Raw genomic sequence first — 19,476 nt, forward strand, 5'->3', positions numbered from 1 at the left:
AGGCTTCTGGCCTTTCAGTTGTTCGCCACCTACCCGCCCCCTAGAATGGCCAGCGTCGGTGTTCCCAACGGAACTTAATAGAGAATCCGCCGTGGCGTGCCACGAAACGGAACTGCCCCCGCAACTGTAGGCGGCGAGCGACGCTCATCGATGCCACTGGACATCACGTCTGGGAAGGCGAGCTAGCCATGACCCGTCAGTCAGGAGAACTGCCGATCCACTACTTACCTCGAGCAAAGCAGTCTGGCCAGCAGGTCACGGCCAGGGCTGAGCTCATCATGCACGGAAGGGTACATGATGTTGAGATTGACCATGGCCATGGCCGCAGGCGCCATCGGCCTCGTTCAGGTGGCACACGCCGCCACCGACTATCCGCTGACGCTGACCAACTGCGGCGTAGAGATCAGTGTAGCGTCGGCCCCGGAGCAAACGGTGACCGTGGGCCAATCAGCCACGGAGATCCTCTATTCGCTGGGGCTCGCTGACCGAGTGAATGGCACGTCGGTTTGGTTTAATCCGGTGTTGCCACAGTTTTCTGAGGTCAATGAAGGGATCGAGCGGATCGCCAACGACGACCCGAGCTTTGAGGCCGTGGTCAATAAACGGCCTGAGCTGGTGGTAGCGCAGTATGAGTGGCACGTAGGCCCCACCGGCAGTGTCGCTACCCGTGAGCAGTTTCATGAGCTGGGTATTGACACCTATGTCATGCCCGCCGATTGCGACACCAAGGATAACTCCACCGGCGGTGATGGTACCCGCACCGCCGCCTTCTCGACGGATTCAATCTATAAAGGCATTACCGAGCTAGCCCAAATTTATGATGTGCAAGACGCTGGAGAAACCTTGGTAGCCGATCTTATTGACCGCGAAGCGCGTGCAATTGAGCTGGCGAGCAGCCTTGACCTACCGGAAGACCTGTCGGCGGCATTCTGGTTTTCATCGACAGACCTGGGGGTTAGCCCCTTCGTGGCGGGCCAGCTCGGCGCACCGGGCTATATGATGGACAAGCTTGGTATTCACAATGTGATCGAGTCCGATGAGGAGTGGCCCACTGTCGGTTGGGAGAGTATCGCCAGAGCGGATCCCGATGTGCTCGTGATCGCTCGAATGGATCGCCGTCGCTTTCCTGCCGACGATATTGAAGCCAAGCGTGAGTTTCTGCGTCGTGACCCGGTCACCCGTGAGATGAACGCGGTCCAGAATAATCGCATCGTAGAGATGGATGCCCATGCCATGAGCGCCACGATGCGCACTATTTACGGCCTTGAAACTCTGGCCGAGGCGCTGGCGACGATGGCATTTGACGAATGAGCATCGCGTTAACGCGGCTATCGACGGCGGGTTTCGAGGTGCGCTGGCTATGGATAACCCCGCTCGTGCTTGTGACGGCTCTGATCGCGGGCACAGCCATCGGCGAAACCGCCATTCCAGTGGATACCATCCTGAAAGTACTCGCCAACCAGCTGTTGGGGGCTGATTACGCAGTCGACCGGATCGATGAGGGCATTATCTGGAATTATCGTCTTAGCCGCGCCGTCGTGGCCGCCTGCTGTGGCACCAGCCTGGCCTTGGCGGGGGTGGTATTGCAGGCCTTGCTGCGCAACCCCCTGGCCGACCCTTACCTGATGGGTATTTCCGCTGGCGCCTCTACCGGCGCGGTTGCCGTGGCAGTGGCTGGATTGGGCGCCGGGGTGCTTTCGCTCTCTCTGGGGGCCTTTACCGGCGCCCTGCTCGCCTTTGGCATCGTGGTCCTGCTTGCCCACGCAGCCAACAGCGGCGTGGGTGGCGGACGTGGCGTCCAGGCAGCGGGTGCCATCATTCTGGCGGGCATCGCCGGTTCGCAACTCTTCAATGCATTGACGGCCTTCATCATCACCAAATCGGCAAGTGCCGAGCAGGCAAGGGGCATCATGTTCTGGCTAATGGGCAATCTCTCTGGAGTTCGCTGGGCCGATGCGACACTGGCTGTGCCAGCCGCCCTTTTTGGGCTGCTGGTTTGCCTGTGGCACCGCCGCTCATTGGATGCGTTTACCTTTGGTGCCGACAGCGCCGCCTCCATGGGCATCGCGGTGCGCCCGGTGCGCGGGATGCTGATCATTGCCATGGCGCTGGTGACGGCGGTGATGGTATCTATTGTGGGGGCGATTGGCTTTGTCGGCTTGGTGATTCCCCATGCCATGCGCTTTATTGTGGGTAGCCAACACACCCGCTTGGTACCCGCCACGGCGCTTGCGGGCGCAGTATTTTTGATTGGCTCGGATATTCTATCGCGCATTCTGATACCCGGCCAAGTGCTACCTATAGGCGTGATTACCTCGCTGATGGGCGCCCCGGCATTTGCACTTATCCTCATTCGCGGCAGGAGGTACTGATGCGCTTGATGGCCGAACGGCTAGATTGGGCGGTGCATGGTACACCGCTGCTGAGGGACATCAACCTCACCGTGGAACCAAGCCAAACCTTTGGCCTGGTGGGCCCGAACGGCTCGGGAAAAACCTCCCTGCTGCGTCTGCTAGCGGGCCTGAATAAACCCAGGTCCGGGAGGGTATTGCTCGACAGCCAGCCCATGCACTCCCTCAGGCAGCGTGCCATTGCCCAGTCCATTGCGCTGGTAGAACAGCAGGCGGAAACCACTGACCGGATCACCGCACGCCAGGTGGTTTCACTGGGACGCACGCCGTTTCTCTCGGCGCTGCGTCCATGGTCCATGGAAGACGATCACATCGTGGCTAAAGCGTTGTTCGATGTGGACATGGCCCATATGGGCGATCGGCTTTGGCATACCCTCTCGGGTGGCGAGCGACAGCGCATCCATATTGCAAGAGCGCTGGCTCAACAGCCCAGAATACTGCTACTGGATGAGCCCACTAATCATCTCGATATTCGTCACCAGCTATCGATACTGCAACTGGTTCGAGGGCTACCGATCACGGTCATCATCTCACTACACGACCTCAACCAAGCCATGGAGTGTGATCGCATCGGCGTCATGGAGGGTGGCCGCCTGATCGATAGCGGCGCTCCTCATGAGGTGCTGACCCCGAGCAGGCTGCACCACACCTTTGGCGTACACGCGCATCTCATCGAAGACCCCTCGGATGGCCGACAGATCATGCGATTCAGGAGCACGACTGCCTAGCCACTGATAGGCACGAACACCGGCGCGCCGTCCACCACTACCGTGGCCAGCCGCTGGCGGTAGAGCCGCTCCAGGGCGCTGGGCACCAGCATGGTGTCCCGGGGGCCCCAGCAGGCTTCGCCGCTGGGGTATAGCAGCAAAATGTGGTCGCACCAGCGGGCGGCCAGGTTGAGGTCGTGCAGGCACATCATCACCGCGCTGCCCTGGGCGGCCTGTTCGGCCATCAGCGCCATCACCGCACTTTGATGGTGCAAATCCAGATGATTGGTGGGCTCGTCGGCCAGCCAGAGGCTGGGGGCCTGGGTCAGTACCGTGGCCACGGCCACCCGCTGGCGTTCGCCGCCGGAGAGCGTATTCACCAGGCGGTCGCGCAGGTGGGCCACGTCCAGCGCTGCCAGCGCGGCCTCGGCACGGGCGTAGTCGTCGGCGCCTTCCCGCTGCCACAGGGAAAGGTAGGGGTGGCGGCCTATCAGCGCGGTCTCCAGTACCGTGGCGGGAAAGCCGTCCAGCCGCTCCTGAAACACCAGCCCCAACCGCTGGGCCACTTGTCGCCTGCGTAGCTGGCCAAGCGGCGTGTCGCCCAGCAGCACCTGCCCCGAGCGGGGGGCGTGAAGCCCGGCCAAAGTGTGCAGCAGCGTGGTCTTGCCCGCGCCGTTGGGGCCCAGCACGCCCCATACCTGCCCCGGCTCGATGGTGAGGTTCAGCGCGGTGCCTGAACGGCGCCCCGGCACGTCGATGATCAACTCCTGGGTGGCCAAGCGGGTCATCAGCGGCTCCGGTAGAGCAGAAAGAGGAACGTGGGCACGCCCAACAGCGCGGTGATTACCCCCACGGGCAGCTGTTCCGGGGCAATCAAGGTGCGGGCCAGGGTGTCGGCCAGCACCAGCAGCGTGCCCCCGGCCAGGGCGCAGGCGGGCAGAATCAGCCGCTGGTCGTTGCCCAGCACCAGGCGCAGCATGTGCGGCACGATCAGCCCCACGAAGCCGATGCTGCCCGCGCTGGTCACGGCGGCGGCCGTGAGCAGGCTGGCGGCGATGTAGATGCTCCACTCCAGCGGGCGCACATCGACCCCCAGCGCAGCCGCCTGCTGGGGGCCTCGGGCCAGTACGTTCAGGCTGCGCCCCAGCGGCACCAGCACCAGGCAGGTCATCAGCAGCAGGAGCAGCGGCGGCCAGGGGGTGCGGGAGTAGGAAAGGTCGCCCATCAGCCAGTAGAGCATGCCGGGCAGCCGCTCGGCGGGGCTCAGCGCCAGCATCAGGGTAATCACCGCGCCCCATCCGGCGGCCACCACCACGCCGGTCAGCAGCAGCCGGGAAGGAGTCCAGCCGCCCCGGCCATGGGCCAGGCCAAACACCAGCAGCGTCGATACCAGCGCCCCCACGAATGCAGAACCGGAGACCAACAGGCCGCCCAGGCCCGCCAACATGGCCGCCAAGGCACCAATCGAGGCGCCGCCGGAAAGCCCAAGCACGTAGGGGTCGGCCAGCGGGTTACGCAGCAGCACCTGCATCAGCGCCCCGGCCACGGCCAGCAGCCCGCCCACCGCAAAGGCCGAGAGCGCCCTTGGCAGGCGCAGTTCCACCACCAGGGTGCGCGCCAGCGTATCGCCCTGCCCCTGAACCACGCCCCAGAGCTGAGCCATGGAAAGCGAGGCGCTGCCCACCGTCAGCGAAAACAGCAGCGCCGCCACGGCCATCAGGGCCAGCAGGCCAAGGGGTGTCCAGCGGCGCAGCGGCATCAGGCGTCCTCGCGCTTCTGGCGCGCCTGGTCGAGTTTTTCGCACAGCAGCTGTGCGCCTTCCAGCAGCCGCGGGGTGGGCCGCTGGATCAGTGAAGGCGGTACGAAGTAGAGGTTCTCCTTGGCCACCGCATCGAGGTGAGGGTATTGCTCCCAGTGGGTCAGCCAGTGGCGGTTCTCTTCGCCCATGCCGCCCGCGATGATGGCTTCCGGGTTGGCGGCCAGCACGGCTTCGTCATCCAGCCTTGGCACCAGCCGTTCCAGCTCGCCAAACACGTTCTCGCCGCCGCACAGGGTCACCACCTGGCCAATCAGATGTTCGTCACTGACGCTCATCAGCGGTTCGTCCCATACCTGGTAGAAAGTGGGTACCGGGTCGCGTTCGCTATAGCGCACGGTGAGCGCGGCCATGCCGTCTCGGAACTCGCTGGCCGCCTGCCGCCCTATTGGCTCGGTTCCGGCCAGCCGGGCGAGTCGTTCGATGGTGTGGGCGACCGCTTCCACGCTGCGCGGCTCGATGTAGAACACCGGCATGCCCAGCGCTTCCAGGGTCTCCATCTGCTCGGCGGGGTTGCCGGTCACCCAGCCGATGACCAGGTCCGGCGCTAGCCCCACCAGCGCTTCCAGGTCGATGCGCGTGTGGCTGCCTACCGAGGCCACCTGTTTGGCTTCCGGGGGGTAGTCGCTGTAGCTGACCACCGCCACCACCTTCTCCCCCGCCCCGGCGGCGTAGACCAGCTCGGTGGCACCGGGCGAGAGCGCGGCGATACGGTTGGCGGAGGCGTGCAGGCACACCTCCCGGTCGCGATCATCCACCGCGCAGCGCGAATGGTCATACCCCTGGGCGGCGGCCGCCATGAACGAAAACGCGAGGCCCAGGGCCCCGCGTGTCAGTGTGTCATTGGCCAAAGTGAACACTCAGGAACCCTGCCCGGCCAGCGTTGATGTAGTCGGCACCGTCGAAGGAGCGCGTGGTGGTGTACTCCTGGTCCAGCACGTTCTCCAACGTCACCCGGGCGCTCCACAGCGGCGCAAACTGCCAACCGGCGCGCAGGTTCACCAGGCCGTAGCCACTCAGGCGGTCCTGATTGGCGGCATCCCGGAAGCGGTGGTTCTGGGCCAGCCAGGAGCCGCCCACCGACCACTCGCCCAGCTCACGGTCGATGTCCAGACGCAGGCTTTGGGAAGCGCGGTTTTGCAGGCGCATGCCGGTCAGGCGATTCTCCGGGTCGGTGTAGGTGAGCGCCGCCGCCAGCGTCCAGGCGTCGAGTTCGAGCCCAGCGCTCAGCTCGGCTCCCCGAATACGGCTTTCCGGCACGTTGAACTGCAGCCCCTGCCCCGCAATCAGGTTGTCGATGTCGGTCTGGTACAGCGCCGCATCCCAGAACCACTGGGCATACTGGCCGCGTAGCCCAGCCTCGACGGTATGTGACGTTTCCGCTTCCAGATCGGGATTGCCGAAGCCAGGGAAGTAGAGCTGGTTGTAGGTGGGCGCATTGAACGCCGTGCCGTAGCTGGCGCGCAGGGTGTGGTAGTCGTCCAGCTGGTAGCCCAGCCCCAGGCTGCCGGTCACTTCCTCGCCGTAAGCCTGGTTGTCGTCGAAGCGCAGGCTCGCCTGTACCAGCAGCGGGGAGAAGTCCAGCAGGGCCTGGGTGAACACGGCGGCATTGCTGCGGCTGGTTTCATCGTAGGCGGTGGTGCTGTCTACCCGGTCTTCGCTGTACTCGGCCCCGGCCACCAGCTCATGGGCCCCTGCGGTGAAGGTGTTTTCCCAGCGGGCAGCACGGATCCTGGTATTAAAGGCAGACTCGCTGAAGCCATCGAAATTATCGCTTTCATCGCGGGATTCGCTGAGCGTCAGGCGGCTACGCCAGCTGTCTGTCAGCGGCAGCTCGCCATATACCCCGGCCACCTGCTGCACGAAGTCGTTCTCGCCGCCGTCGTATTCGTTGTGGCCACGGGCACGCAGGGCCAGCACGCCCGCTTCGGCACCGTTATCAAAGGTGTGCGATACCCGCGCCAGCGCCGATGTGTTGTCGTACCCCTTGTCGTCGCCATCGCGGCGCACGGGTTGGCCATCGGTGGTGAAGTGGCTACCGGCAAAGCTGTAGCGGGTGCCGCCTTCTCGGCCGCTGATACCTGCGCTGAGCCGCTGGGTGTTGAACGAGCCACCGCCTGCGGAAATACGCGGCTGCGGGCCTTCCTCACGCCCTTCGGGGGTAAACAGTTGAATGACGCCGCCCATGGCATCGGCCCCGTAGAGGCTGCCACGGGGGCCGCGCACGACTTCGACGCGGTCGAACATGCGTGGTTCCAGGTACTGCCAGGCCGCGCCGCCGCTGGTGGCCGAACGTAAGCGAATGCCGTCGATCAGCAGCACGTTCTGGGCGCTGCCGGTGCCGCGCAGAAAGACGCTGCTGTTCTTGCCGAAGCTGCCGTTGCTGGAAACGTCCACGCCCGGCTGGCCGCGCAGCAGGTCCGTAATGCTCACCGGGTCCTGGCGGCGAAGCGTCGCTTCATCCAGAACGGTGACCGAAGAGAGACTTTCGTTGGCGGTACGCGGTGCCAGCGCCGCCGTCACGACGACAGGATTGAGCGTATCGTGACTGGCCGAGGCCTGCTGCTGCGCCTGCGCATGAACGGCCATGGGCACGGCGGCCATGGCAAATGCCGCCAGCGTGGCGGTAGAAGATAAACGTTGCATGATGGATCCCTTGCGCACTGTGCTCACCCGCACAGCGTGTTTTTTAGTGGCCGGTGCAGGCGCACACGCAAGGCAGGCAAGCTGCGTTGGCAGCCCACCCTACACCCTGCACATGCCCACCGCATGCCGGTAATCCGTGGCTTTTCAGCCGTCACTCCTGGGCCGGTCTCCGGGCTGACGAGCGAAAGGAGGCGCTTTTTTCAAGCGCCGACCCTTTCCGAGCGACCACCTTCCCATGCCTGAGCACAGTGGCGTCCTGGCCGTTCTTGTCTCGATCACCGTTGCGGGGGCAGCGTTGGATTGACGCAGTTGCGTTCACCAACTTCCCGTTTAACTGAGGGCGAAGGGTCGCCATCAGCACCTAAGAGTGCGCGTAAACTAGCAACTTGCGCTAATCAGGTCAATTTTGGCCAGGCGGGGCGTGCTGCACTAAGTCGGACTTTATGGCGTGCTTTATGCCGTGCTTTTCAGCGCTTGCACGAGCCCATGGCGCACGTACCACACCTGGCTTGCCTGGGCGGCGGCGTCCTGGGTGAACCAACCGCTGAGGTCCCTCAGGCGGCGCTGGTCCCGGGCCATGGGCACCAGGCCTCGGCCCAGCTCGTTGGCAATCACCACCAGGGTGGCGTGCTGGCCTGCCGCTGCCTCGTCCAGGCGCTGCAGATCTTCGCGCCAGTGGGCGCGCCATTCGTCGCTGCTGAAGTCGGAGTGAATGGCCGCCGAGAGCCATTCGAACAGGCCATGCAGCACCAGCGGAGTGCCGGGGTGCATGACGTGGGACACTTCCTGCAAGCGCTGGCCCGGCGCCAGGCGCCACCACACCGCGCCGGGAAAGCGCTGTTTTACTGCGTCTCGCTTGCCTGCGCTGGCACCGCCGATGAACAGTTGCATTGCCACTCTCCTTTGCCTGCATCGTTGGGCTGATAGGTCAGCTGCCAGCGACGGCCCTGGGCCTGATGGACGATGCCCGCCCAGAAATCCAGCGTTTCGAACCGGCGGCGCAGCTCACGAATCACCCCGCCGTGGGTCACCACCAGCACCTTGCGATGGCCCTGTTCGCGCGCCTGTTGCGCCACCTCTTCCAGCCAGGCATCGAGGCGCTCACGCAACTGGCCAGACGACTCACCGCCGGGTATCTGCAGCTCGCCCGCGCTGTCTATCCAGGCGCGGTAGTGCGGCAGCTCCTTGAGTTCATCGTAAACCTTTCCTTCGTACTCGCCAAAATCCAGCTCTCGCAAGCGCGGCTCCCGGTACACCGGCATGCCGGGCTTGGCCGCCTGTGACCACGCCAGGGTTTCCTGGCAGCGGCCCAGGTCACTGGCATGAATGGCATCGAAACGCTCGCTTGCCAAAGCGTCACGCAGGGCCAGCAGGCCCGCTTCCGCGTCCGGGAACAGCAGCGGGATATCGCGCTGCCCCTGGTACCGACGCTCCAGATTCCAGGACGTTATACCGTGGCGAACTGCCACCAGCTCCACATCAAGACCAGTAGCCAAAGCTCTCCTCCTTCGATAGTGGCACCCACCATGTCACCGTTGATGCCGTGAAATAAGCGCAGCAGCGCCTGACGCACCAGCACGACCCACAAGGCCGTGGCCACCAGCCAGACCCACAGCCCCGGCATGAACAGTGCCCCCAGCAGCAGCGGCAGCAGGGCCAGCACCACGTCTCTTCGGCCCAGCGACTGCTGCCAGCTAAAGGCCAGGCCGCTGGGCTGGGCACAGGGCGTCAACACCAGCAGGGCCACCCCCGCCAGCCGACCCAGCGCGGGGGCCACCACCAGCCAGCCAAGCGGCGCCTGATAGTGCACCAGCGCCCATAGCAGCACCCCTTTCCAGGCCAGCAGAAACACTAGCGCCAGCATGCCAAAGCTGCCCACCACCGGGTCTTTCATGATCTCCCATCGGCGGGCCACGGGCTGGTTGCTGCCCAGCGCATCGGCCAGGTCCATCACGCCATCCAGGTGCAGGCCACCGGAAATGGCCACCCACAGGCTAAGCAGCACCAGCGCCGTGATGGGCGATGGGGTTTGCCACTGGCCCAACAGCAGGGCGACACAGGCCAGCAGCGCTCCCACCATCAGGCCCACCAGCGGGTAGGCGCGAATGGCCCAGCGCCGGGTGGCCGGTGTCCAGGGGCAGGCAACGGGGATCGGCAGGCGCGTCAGAAACTGCAGCGCCAGCAGCATGCCGTACAGGGCATTTTTCATGGTGCGCCAGCCGCCTTCCATTCGATGGACTGCCCGGCCACCACCTCCACCACCCGGTCGGCCTGAGCCGCCAGCCAGCGGTGCAACCTTTGCAGGAATTCAACGTAGCGCCACACCTCTGCCGAGGCAGGCAGGGGCGCTTCGTTGAGATCGTTGGAGACCACCACCAGCGTCACCCCCCGGCGGCGGGCATCGTGAAGCGCACGCACCAACAGTGCAAAGGCTTCCGTTTCACTGACCGGGGCGGCGTCCTCCTGGGTATTGAACATCACCTGGCTGGCCCAGAGGGTCAGACAGTCCAACAGGGCGGCATGGCCGTTGGGCACCTGGGCCACGGCCTGCTCGATGTTGAGCGGAGCTTCCAGGGTGACCCAGTGGTTGGCGCGGCGGGCCTGGTGATGGCCTACCCGTTCGGCCATTTCGCTGTCGTAGATGTCGGCGGTGGCCACGTAGTAACACGTCTTGCCGTCGGCGTACTGCTGAACACACTGCTCCGCCACCAGGCTCTTGCCCGACCGAGCCCCTCCACTAACAAAGACAATCATTCAGCACCTTTAACAACCGATCATTGGTCACACCATCGCGCAGTGCCAGCCTTAGCCAACCACCCTTCAGGCCAGCAAAACCATGGGTATGTCGCGCCAGCATACCTTGGTGAAGCAGGCGTTCAAGCAGCACGATACTGGAAATGCCCCGTTGCCGCTGAGCGGCCCCAGGCCGCACCAGATGAAAGCAGCTGTGGCTGGGCACCACCTCCAGCCCCAGCGCGGCCAGGGCAGCGCCCATGCGCGGCTGCTCACGGGCCAACCACTGGTGGGTACGCCGAGCAAAGCCCTCATCCGCCAGCAGCGGCGGCACCAGATCGGCAGCCAGATGATTGACGCTCCAGGGCGGTTGCTGCGCCTGAAGCTGAGCGATATGCCCCTCATCGGCCAGCACGTAGCCCAGCCGCAGGCCCGGCAGGGTAAAGAATTTGGTCATGGAGCGCAGCAGGATCAACGCCGGGTAGCGTTGGAGCAGCGGGGTCAGCGGTGCAGCCTCCAACGCCAGGTCGATGAAGGCTTCATCCACCACCAGCGAGGCCCCCGGTTTCAAGGCGTCCAGCAGCGCCTCGATAAGCGCCACGGGCAGCAGCGTGCCGGTGGGGTTGTTGGGGCGGCAAACGAATACAACATCAGCGCTGGCCGCCGCCTGCAGCAACGCGGCCGCGGGCGGGTCGAAGGTGCCCGGCAACAGGCCAAGCTCGCTGATGCGCACACCGTGGGCGTTGCAGGCCCGGGCGTACTCGCCAAAGGTGGGGGTGACGATCAGCGCCTGCTGGCCAGCGTGGTGCGCCGCCGCCAGAAAGATGGCTTCCGCGCCGCCATTGGTGAGCAGTACCTGCCCCGGCTCCACGCCTGCGTGTTCGGCAATCGCCTGTCTGGCGGCGCGGTAGTCCGGTTCGGGGTAGCGGCCCAGCCCAGCCAGGCGCTGGGCCAGGTAGCCGGTTACCCAGTCGGGCGGGCCCAGCGGGTTCAGGTTGGCGCTGATATCTTCCAGCGGATGGTCGGCAGGCAGGCCAAAGCGCTGCAGCAGCGCGGCGGCCTGGCCACCGTGGCTTGGCCAATGGTCGAGAGGAAGGTTGCCGGGCTGGTCGCGCATCACCAGGCCACCGTAGCCATCACGAGGCACAGCAGCAGGAAGAACATCAACCAGGCCCCGTGCATCAGCCAAATCGTGGTAGTGATGTGGCTGGCTTGCAGTAAATCATGGGCCGTGCCCAGCGTGGCCCGGTGCGATACTTGCCCCTGGTAGACGTTGGTGCCGCCCAACTGGACGCCCAGCAAATTCGCCACCATCGCCTCGGGCCAGCCCGCGTTGGGGCTTGGGTGGCGGGGTGCCTCGCGCCAGGTGGCCGCCAGGGCGCCTCGCCAGCGCAGAGGTGAGCGGTGAAACACCCCATACAGCACGCCCGCCAGCCACAGGCACAGGGCGGTCAGCCGGGCAGGCAGCCAGTTGGCCAGGTCGTCCAGCCTGGCCGAGGCGTAGCCGAAGTCGCCGTAGCGTTCGTTCCGGTAGCCCACCATGGAGTCCAGCGTATTGACGGCCTTGTAGGCCAGCGCCAGCGGCGCGCCCCCCAGCAGCGCAAACAGCAGCGGCGAGGTAATGCCATCGACGGTGTTCTCCGCCACGGTTTCCACCGCGCCCCGGGTAATCTCGGCTTCATCCAGAGCCTGAGTATCACGCCCCACCACTCTGGACAGCGCCTGCCGCGCGCCGGGCAAATCGCCCTGCCGCAACGGGGCGGCAATGGCCCGCCCGGCATCCGCCAGCCCCTTGATGGCCAGCGTGGTGGCCAGCAGCCACAGCTCGGCGGCCAGCCCCAGCCAGGGGTGCACCCACGACAACAGCGCAAGCCCCAGCCAGGCCACCGAAAAGGTGCCCAGCACCACCACCAGGGTAAGGCACCCGCCCAACAGGCGCCGCCGCTGGGGGCTGCCGTGGTTCCAGCGGTGCTCCAAAGCGCTAATCGCCTTGCCGATGATCACCACCGGGTGGGGCAGCGTGCGCGGGTCCCCCACGATCAAATCGATGACGATGGCCAGCGCGACCCATCCGGCCAGAGCGGGCAGGCTCAGCAAGTCGAGGCTCATGGTGCCTTGCCACTCACCCCCGCTTGGGAGAACGTGGCCATGTCACTGAGCATGGCGGCAGCAGCCTGTAGCAGCGGGTAAGCCAGCGCCGCCCCACTGCCCTCGCCCAGGCGCATTTCCAGGGCCAGCAGCGGCTGCGCCGCCAGGGCTTCCAGCGCCAGGGCGTGGCCCGACTCCGCCGAACGGTGGCCAAACACCAGGTAGTCGCGCAGTGCCGGGGCCATGCGGCAGGCGGTCAGGGCCGCCACCGTGGCAATGAAGCCATCCACCACCGCGGGCAGGCGGTAGGCCGCCGCCGCCAGGTACGCGCCCGCCATGGCGGCGATTTCCAGACCACCCAGCTTGCACAACACCTCCAGCGGGTCGTCAGGATTCGCTTGGCGATTGGCCAGCGCCCGTTCGATGACCGCCGCCTTGTGGGCCTGCTGGGTGCTGTCGATGCCGGTGCCCGCCCCCACCACTTGGGCGGCAGGCACCCCTAGCAAGGCCGCCAGCATGGCGCTGCTGGCGGTGGTGTTGGCGATGCCCATTTCGCCCACGATGAGCCCATTGGCCCCCGCCTGTACGGCCCGCTCGACCGCTGCCATGCCGACCTGCATGGCCTGGCGCGCGTCGTCCAGCGGCATGGCGTCGTGGTGCAGCATGTTGGCCGTGCCCGAACGCACGCGGGCATCGGTGGCTCCCGGCAGCGGTCGCGGCGACGCCACCCCGACATCCACCACGTCCACCCGAGCGCCCAGCTGGCGGGCAAACACGTTGATGGCCGCGCCCTGCTGAACGAAGTTGGCGACCATCTGCGCGGTCACCTCCTGGGGAAACGCCGACACGCCTTCAGCGGCCACGCCGTGGTCGGCGGCAAACACCACCACGGCGGGGCTATCCACCCGAGGGCGTGCGCTGCCCGTGATGGCGCTGAGCTGAATCGCCAGCGCTTCGAGCCTGCCCAGGCTGCCAGGCGGCTTGGTCAAAGTGTCAAGGTAGGCACGGGTGCGCTCAGCGGCGGCGGCATCGACGGGGCCGATGTCGGGCAGCCAGGGGTAAGCGGCAAGGGACTCAGAAGCGGCAGCAGAGGACGCGCAGGGAGGCATGGCAGCTCCAGTGGCAGCAAAACCAGAGATGAAGTGATCGCAAGCGCAGCATGGTAACAGATGCGGGCGGCCAGCGGAGCCGCCCGGGCTGTGGTTACCGTACCGGCAATCAGTAAACGGGGGTTTCCTGCCAGCCACCCCCCAGCGCCTTGAACAGCGTGGCCGTGGCCGCCAGCTGTTCACGGCGCGCACCGGCCTGGGCCAAACGGGCCGAGAGCAGGTTGCGTTCGGCGTCCAGGCGCTCCAGCTGGCTCACCTGCCCCTGGTCGTACATCAGCACGGCCAGCTCCCGGGTGCGGGCAACGGCCTCCAGCTGTTCGTCGATGGCGGCCAGCCGTCGCTCGCTGAAGTCGTAGCTGTAGAGCGCATCGCGCACTTCGTTGAAAGCGGTCAGCACGGTCAGGCGATACTGCGCTTCGGCCTGTTCGGCCAGCGCTTCAGCGCTTTCCACCCCGGACTGGCTACGACCGAAGTCGAACAGCGGCCCCATCACCGAGGCCCCGACGCCCCAGGTGCGGGCCACATCGCTGAACAGATCACTGGTGCTGGCGGCCGCAGTGCCCAAAAAGGAGCTGAGATTGAGCGACGGCAGGCGGTTGGCCTCGGCCACGCCGATCTGGGCGGTGGCCGCAATCAGCGCCGCTTCTGCCGAGCGAATATCGGGCCTGCGCTGGAGCATCGCCGACGGCATCACGGCAGGTATGCCCACCGGCTGGGCCAGGTCATCCAGCCGCGACGTGCCGGTGTCCAGGGTAGTCAGCAGCTCATCAGGGGACATGCCCACCAGCGTGCCCAGGGCCCCGCGCAGGGTTTCCACCTGCTGCTTGAGCGACGGCAGCTCTGCCTGCAGGTTGCGCCACTCGGCTTCGGCCTGGCGCAGTTCCAGTTCGCTGATGTCGCCATGCTCGAAGCGCAGCGCCTGAAGGCGATAGGTCTCCTGGTACGCGGCCAGGGTCTCCTCCATCAGCGCTTGCTGGGCTTCGGCACTTTTCAGGCTGACGTAGGTGGTGACCACGTCACCGATCACGCCCAGCTCGGCGGCGTCTCTGGCAAACAGGCTCTCCTGCAGGGCGGCCATGGCCGCAGCGCGCTGGTTGGCTAGCCGCCCCCACAGGTCGATTTCATACTCCAGGCTAGCGGCCAGGGAGTACTGGTTGTTGGTGGAGGTCAGCAGCTCCTGCACGGGCTGAACATCGATGGGCAGCGCCGCCCCCGGAGTGCGCTCACGGTTGGCTTCGGCCTGATAGCCCACGGTGGGAAAGCGCTCGGCATCGGCAAACCCCAGCTGGGCACGGGCCTCGCGGATGCGCGCCAACTGAATCGCCAGTTCGAGATTGTCTTCGCTGGCGCGCTCGACCAGCCGGTTCAGCGCCGGGTCTTCGAAGCGCTGCCACCAGCGGTGCCAGTCGTCACGGGCCTGCTGCTCCAGAGTGATATGGGCAGGCCAGCTCTCCGGCAGCTCAATGTCGGGCGTTTGATACTCCGGGCCGACCGCACAGCCTGCCAGCAGCAAGGCCAGCGCCGAGGCAGTGGTGAACGGTTTGAGGCGGGGGCCCCACGGGCGATTCCTGTGCACGCTGATCATCCTTGCAGTTCGGGTGAATACCGATTTAGGGCGGCGTTTAACCAAACACCTGTTCGAAGTGGCTAAGAGTACCTATTATAGCCTATTATAGGGGGCTGACGAAACAGGGGATACATCACACCACCGTGATCCCCATTGACTTGCAAGGAGGCATTGGATGAGGTTCATCCGCAAGGGGAAGTGGCTACCCACTCTGGCCGGGTTGCTGGCATGCGTGACGTTATTGGCAGGTTGCAGAGACGCCGAAGAGCCCCCCGAGCCTCCGGCTCAGGTGGTCAAACTGTTTGAGACCGGCCAGCAGCAGGCCTTTTCGGGCCGTCGTTTCGTGGGTCGCGTCGATGCCGTGAGCACCGTCAATCTGGCCTTTCAGGTGGGCGGGCGCCTGACCACCTTTCCAGCCGTACAGGGCACCACGCTGGCCAAAGGCGAGCTGATCGCCCAGCTCGATCAAACCGATTACGCTCTGCAGGTGCGCGCCGCAGAGGCGGAATTGTCCCAGGCCCGCCAGCATCTGCAGCGGCAGGAAAATCTGTATCGCCATAACGCCGTCTCCGCCTCGGTGCTGGAAGCGGCCCGCACTGATGCCGAGCTGGCCGCTACCCAGCTGGAGAGCGCCCGCCAGGAGCTGGCCTACACCTCATTGTACGCGCCCTTTGATGCGCTGATTGCCCGCCGCCTGGTGGAAAACCACACCACGCTGCCGCCCAATGCCGAAGTCGTCCGTATTCAGGACATCTCGGAGCTGCGCATTCGCATCAACGTGCCCGAAGCGCTGATGCAGCATCTCGATGGCGAACACGGTTTCAACGCCGAAGCCGAGATCGCCACGCTGCCCGGCGAGCGCATTGCGCTGGAGTACCGCGAACACATCACCGAGCCCGACGAGGTCGCCCAGACCTATCAGGTGGAGTTCGCGCCCGCCCAAGGCGAGCACCTGGTGGCGCTGCCCGGCACCACGGCCACCGTGTTCATCGAGCCCGCCGAGCGGCTGGTGTCCGGGGTGATGATGATTCCAGCCAGCGCCCTGGACACCACCGAGAGCGGTGATTTTCGCGTGTGGGTCTACGACCCCGACGAGGGCACGGTATCGCCCCGGGAGGTCACCGTGGGTGAGCTGAGCGACGACGCCGTGATGCTGGTGGCAGGCGTTCAGCCTGGCGAGTCGATTGCGGCGGCCGGGGTACACCTGCTGCGCGACGGCATGCGCGTCAAACCGCTCAAAGCCGCGCTCTAGGAGGCCTTATGAATATCGCAAAGCTGTCCATAGAACGGCCTTTAAACACGTGGCTAATCGTCTTAATTTGCTTATTTGGTGGTTTGTGGGGATATAACGCCGTCGGCAAACTCGAAGACCCATCCTTCACCATCCCTAACGCGATTATTAATACGCCCTATCCTGGCGCCACCGCGACAGAAGTAGAAAATGAGGTCACCGAACGCCTTGAGCGCGCTATCCAGAAAATGGAGCAGATCGACGTCATCAAGTCGAAGTCGCTACCTGGGCGCTCGGAAATCCAGGTGGAAGTCCACTCCAGCTACCGCAGCCACGAACTGCCGCAAATCTGGGATGAGCTGCGCAACAAGATCAACGATGCCCAGGGCGACCTGCCCGAGGGGGTGCTGGGCTCCCAGGTCAACGACGATTTCGGTGAAGTGTACGGCCTTTTCTATGCAGTCACGGCCGATGGGCTCACCACGCGGGAGATCCGCGACATTTCGACGTTTCTTCAGCGCGAGCTGCTGGCAGTACCCGGCGTGGCCAGGGTGACCACCGCAGGCGAGCGGGAAGAGACCATCTACATCGACATCTCCAACGAGCGCCTGACCACCCTGGGCATTCCCATCAATCAGGTCATCAACACCATCCAGACCGAAAACGCCGTGGAAAACGCGGGCAGCCTGCGGGTAGGGGAACGCCAGGTGCGGCTGGTGGCGCGTAGCGACATCGACAGCACCGCGCTGATCGAAGCCATCCGCATCGGCCGCCCCGGCACCACCGAACAGGTGTCGCTGATGGATATCGCCACCGTCTACCGCGAGCCCAGCGACCAGCCCAACCAGCTGATTCGCTATAACGGCGAGGATGCCTTCACGCTCGGCATTGCGGGCGCCGCCAACGACAACATCATCGAAGTGGGCGAAGCCGTCGAAGCCCGCATGGAAGAGCTGAAAAGCCGCCTGCCGCTGGGCGTAGAGCTGCATCCTCTCTACGAACAGCACCATGTGGTCAACGATGCCATCAACGACTTCCTGCTCAACCTGGCCATGTCGGTGGTCATCGTGATCGGGGTGCTGTGCCTGGCCATGGGCTGGCGCATCGGCGCGGTGGTCGGCAGTACCCTGCTGCTCACCGTGCTGGGCACCCTGCTGTTCATGGGGCTGTTAAATATCGAGATGGAGCGTATCTCGCTGGGGGCGCTGATCATCGCCATGGGCATGCTGGTGGATAACGCCATCGTGGTCGCCGAAGGCATGGTCACCAACATCAAGCGCGGCCAGCGCGCCAAGGAGGCTGCAGGCAGCGCCGCCAAGCGTGCCCAGCTGCCGCTACTGGGCGCCACGGTGATCGGCATCATGGCCTTTGCCGGTATTGGCCTGTCGGACGATGTCACCGGCGAATTTCTCTACTCGCTGTTCATGGTCATTCTGGTGTCCCTGATGCTGAGCTGGCTGCTGGCGATCACCGTCACCCCGCTGTTTGGCTACTACCTGCTGCGCCAGAAAGGCGACGACGAGGACCAGCCCGCTGACGAGCAGCAAGCAGGCGAGCGCCAGCACGAGAACGAGGAGAACGAGGAGAACGACGACGAGCCCAGCAAGCGCGAGCTGTACGGCGGCCTGCTCTATCGCGCCTATCGCCGGGTGCTGCTGTTGGCACTGCGCATACGCATCATCACCGTCAGCGCGCTGGTGCTGATCACCGCCGTGTGCCTGTGGGCCTTCAGCCTGATACCCCAGTCGTTCTTTCCGGACTCCAACACGCCGCTGTTCTTCGTCAATGTGGAGCTGCCCCAGGGCACCGACATTCGCTCGACCGCCGACTACGCCGCCGATATCGAGGCGTATATCCTGGAGCAGGAGGACGTGGTATCGGTGGCCAGCTTCATCGGCCAGGGCGCTACCCGCTTCATGCTCACCTACGCCCCGGAGCAGCCCAACACCGCCTATGCCCAGTTCATCGTGCGTACCGAAGACCTGGACGCCATTCCCGCGCTGGACCAGCGCTTCTACCGAGAGCTGAACGAAGCGTTTCCCAGCGCACAGGTACGCACCCAGCGGCTACAGTTCGGCCCAGGCGATGGTGCGGACATCGAGGCGCGCTTTCAGGGGCCCTCCCCGGAAGTGCTGCGCTCGCTGGCCGACCAGGCCCAGCGCATCATGGCCGACAGCCCCTACCTGATCGACCCGCGCACCGACTGGCGTCAGCAGGAGTTGGTGGTGCGGCCGCGCATCAACGAGGAGCGCGCCCGCATTGCCGGGGTCAGCCGTGAAGACATCACCCAGACCCTGCAGTTTGCCTCGTCGGGCATTCGGGCAGGCACCTACCGTGAAGGCGAGCACCTGCTGCCCATCGTCGCCCGCCCACCGGCGGCCGAGCGGGACGATGTGGCGCTGCTGGAAAACCGCAACGTGTGGAGCGCCGCGCAGCAGCGCTTCGTGCCCATCAGCCAGGTGGTCTCCTCCTTCGATACCGATAGCGAGGAAGCGCTGATTCAACGCCGCAACCGGGTGCGCACGCTGACCGTCGGGGCCGACCCCGCCGAGGGCTATACCGCCGCCCAGGCGTTCGACGGCATTCGCGAAGAGATCGAGGCCATGACGCTGCCACCGGGCTACCAGCTAAGCTGGGGAGGTGAACACGAGGATTCCGGCGATGCCAAGGAGGCGCTGGCCCAGCAGCTGCCCATCAGCCTGCTGGTGATGCTGCTGACCTCGATTTTGCTGTTTGGCAAGCTCAAGCAGCCGCTGATCATCTGGCTGGTGGTGCCCATGTCGGTGTGTGGCGTGGTGATTGGCCTACTGGTAACCGGCCTGCCCTTCTCGTTTACCGCCCTGCTGGGCATGCTCAGCCTGTCGGGCATGCTGATGAAAAACGCCATCGTGCTGGTGGACGAGATCGACGGGCAGATCAAGGAGGGCAAGGCGCGCTTTTCTGCACTGGTGGACGCTAGCGTCAGCCGCTTGCGGCCGGTCTTTCTGGCCGCTGGCACCACTATCCTTGGCATGCTGCCGCTGCTGGCCGACGCCTTCTTCAACAGCATGGCGGTGACCATCATGGGCGGTCTGGCGTTTGCCTCGCTGCTGACGCTGATTGCCGTACCCACCCTGTATGCCATGCTGTTCCATATCAGCAGCGATGAGGTCGAGTCCTGAGCAGGCG

At 65.1% G+C, this 19,476-nt stretch carries 17 protein-coding genes and 2 riboswitches; of the genes, 5 read left to right on the plus strand and 12 right to left on the minus strand.

The features are described 5' to 3' along the window. Window positions 1-39: 39 nt before the first annotated feature. Window positions 40-232, plus strand: a riboswitch (cobalamin riboswitch). Between the two features lie 80 nt (window positions 233-312). From KVY02_RS10350 to KVY02_RS10360, 3 genes are read left to right on the plus strand one after another with little or no spacing between them, the layout of a single operon-like run. Next, entirely contained in the window at window positions 313-1,311 is a 999-nt protein-coding gene (locus KVY02_RS10350; protein ID WP_237718588.1) for an ABC transporter substrate-binding protein, read from the plus strand. Next, complete coding sequence (locus KVY02_RS10355; protein ID WP_218313489.1) at window positions 1,308-2,372, plus strand: FecCD family ABC transporter permease; 1,065 nt, start codon at window positions 1,308-1,310, stop codon at window positions 2,370-2,372. The genes KVY02_RS10350 and KVY02_RS10355 overlap by 4 nt, the downstream gene beginning before the upstream one ends. After that, window positions 2,372-3,139, plus strand: coding sequence for an ABC transporter ATP-binding protein (locus KVY02_RS10360; RefSeq protein WP_016914180.1), 768 nt, complete (start codon window positions 2,372-2,374; stop codon window positions 3,137-3,139). The genes KVY02_RS10355 and KVY02_RS10360 overlap by 1 nt, the downstream gene beginning before the upstream one ends. Here the strand turns inward: KVY02_RS10360 and KVY02_RS10365 are convergent. From KVY02_RS10365 to KVY02_RS10420, 12 genes are all read right to left on the minus strand, one after another. Continuing rightward, a complete protein-coding gene (locus KVY02_RS10365) occupies window positions 3,136-3,906 on the minus strand; it encodes an ABC transporter ATP-binding protein (RefSeq protein WP_016914181.1) in 771 nt (256 codons plus the stop codon). The genes KVY02_RS10360 and KVY02_RS10365 overlap by 4 nt on opposite strands. Beyond that, entirely contained in the window at window positions 3,906-4,877 is a 972-nt protein-coding gene (locus KVY02_RS10370) for a FecCD family ABC transporter permease (RefSeq protein ID WP_144983049.1), read from the minus strand. Before KVY02_RS10370 ends, KVY02_RS10365 begins: the two co-directional genes overlap by 1 nt. After that, window positions 4,877-5,734: a cobalamin-binding protein gene (locus KVY02_RS10375; protein ID WP_218315080.1), complete on the minus strand. Its 858-nt coding sequence runs from the start codon at window positions 5,732-5,734 to the stop codon at window positions 4,877-4,879. Before KVY02_RS10375 ends, KVY02_RS10370 begins: the two co-directional genes overlap by 1 nt. A gap of 40 nt (window positions 5,735-5,774) precedes the next feature. Further along, window positions 5,775-7,580 carry a TonB-dependent receptor domain-containing protein gene (locus KVY02_RS10380; RefSeq protein ID WP_218313490.1) on the minus strand — a complete coding sequence of 602 codons (1,806 nt, stop codon included), beginning with the start codon at window positions 7,578-7,580 and terminating at the stop codon, window positions 5,775-5,777. Between the two features lie 142 nt (window positions 7,581-7,722). Next, window positions 7,723-7,960, minus strand: a riboswitch (cobalamin riboswitch). Window positions 7,961-8,033: 73 nt separating this feature from the next. After that, the gene (locus KVY02_RS10385; protein WP_039179601.1) at window positions 8,034-8,471 is read right to left on the minus strand and encodes a bifunctional adenosylcobinamide kinase/adenosylcobinamide-phosphate guanylyltransferase; all 438 of its coding nucleotides are present in this window, start codon (window positions 8,469-8,471) and stop codon (window positions 8,034-8,036) included. Further along, on the minus strand, window positions 8,423-9,076 hold the full coding sequence (locus tag KVY02_RS10390; RefSeq protein WP_170919403.1) for a histidine phosphatase family protein: 654 nt from the start codon (window positions 9,074-9,076) through the stop codon (window positions 8,423-8,425). The genes KVY02_RS10385 and KVY02_RS10390 overlap by 49 nt, the downstream gene beginning before the upstream one ends. Further along, a complete protein-coding gene (gene cobS, locus KVY02_RS10395) occupies window positions 9,028-9,789 on the minus strand; it encodes an adenosylcobinamide-GDP ribazoletransferase (RefSeq protein ID WP_081135151.1) in 762 nt (253 codons plus the stop codon). The genes KVY02_RS10390 and cobS overlap by 49 nt, the downstream gene beginning before the upstream one ends. Then, window positions 9,786-10,334, minus strand: a complete 549-nt coding sequence (locus KVY02_RS10400; RefSeq protein ID WP_081135024.1) for a bifunctional adenosylcobinamide kinase/adenosylcobinamide-phosphate guanylyltransferase — start codon at window positions 10,332-10,334, stop codon at window positions 9,786-9,788. The genes cobS and KVY02_RS10400 overlap by 4 nt, the downstream gene beginning before the upstream one ends. Then, complete coding sequence (gene cobD / locus KVY02_RS10405; RefSeq protein ID WP_081135027.1) at window positions 10,318-11,430, minus strand: threonine-phosphate decarboxylase CobD; 1,113 nt, start codon at window positions 11,428-11,430, stop codon at window positions 10,318-10,320. The genes KVY02_RS10400 and cobD overlap by 17 nt, the downstream gene beginning before the upstream one ends. Continuing rightward, on the minus strand, window positions 11,430-12,422 hold the full coding sequence (gene cbiB, locus KVY02_RS10410) for an adenosylcobinamide-phosphate synthase CbiB (RefSeq protein WP_218313491.1): 993 nt from the start codon (window positions 12,420-12,422) through the stop codon (window positions 11,430-11,432). The genes cobD and cbiB overlap by 1 nt, the downstream gene beginning before the upstream one ends. Then, window positions 12,419-13,510 carry a nicotinate-nucleotide--dimethylbenzimidazole phosphoribosyltransferase gene (gene cobT / locus KVY02_RS10415; RefSeq protein ID WP_218313492.1) on the minus strand — a complete coding sequence of 364 codons (1,092 nt, stop codon included), beginning with the start codon at window positions 13,508-13,510 and terminating at the stop codon, window positions 12,419-12,421. Before cobT ends, cbiB begins: the two co-directional genes overlap by 4 nt. A gap of 109 nt (window positions 13,511-13,619) precedes the next feature. After that, window positions 13,620-15,086: an efflux transporter outer membrane subunit gene (locus KVY02_RS10420; RefSeq protein ID WP_218313493.1), complete on the minus strand. Its 1,467-nt coding sequence runs from the start codon at window positions 15,084-15,086 to the stop codon at window positions 13,620-13,622. 166 nt (window positions 15,087-15,252) lie between these two features. On the opposite strand from KVY02_RS10420, the gene KVY02_RS10425 reads away from it, so the two are divergent. Both KVY02_RS10425 and KVY02_RS10430 read left to right on the plus strand, forming a co-directional pair. After that, the gene (locus KVY02_RS10425) at window positions 15,253-16,329 is read left to right on the plus strand and encodes an efflux RND transporter periplasmic adaptor subunit (protein WP_081135032.1); all 1,077 of its coding nucleotides are present in this window, start codon (window positions 15,253-15,255) and stop codon (window positions 16,327-16,329) included. 8 nt (window positions 16,330-16,337) lie between these two features. Further along, the gene (locus tag KVY02_RS10430) at window positions 16,338-19,469 is read left to right on the plus strand and encodes an efflux RND transporter permease subunit (protein ID WP_218313494.1); all 3,132 of its coding nucleotides are present in this window, start codon (window positions 16,338-16,340) and stop codon (window positions 19,467-19,469) included. The last annotated feature ends 7 nt before the right edge of the window (window positions 19,470-19,476 follow it).

Source organism: Halomonas sp. 18071143 (assembly GCF_019211725.1).
Classification (GTDB): Bacteria; Pseudomonadota; Gammaproteobacteria; order Pseudomonadales; family Halomonadaceae; genus Vreelandella; species Vreelandella stevensii.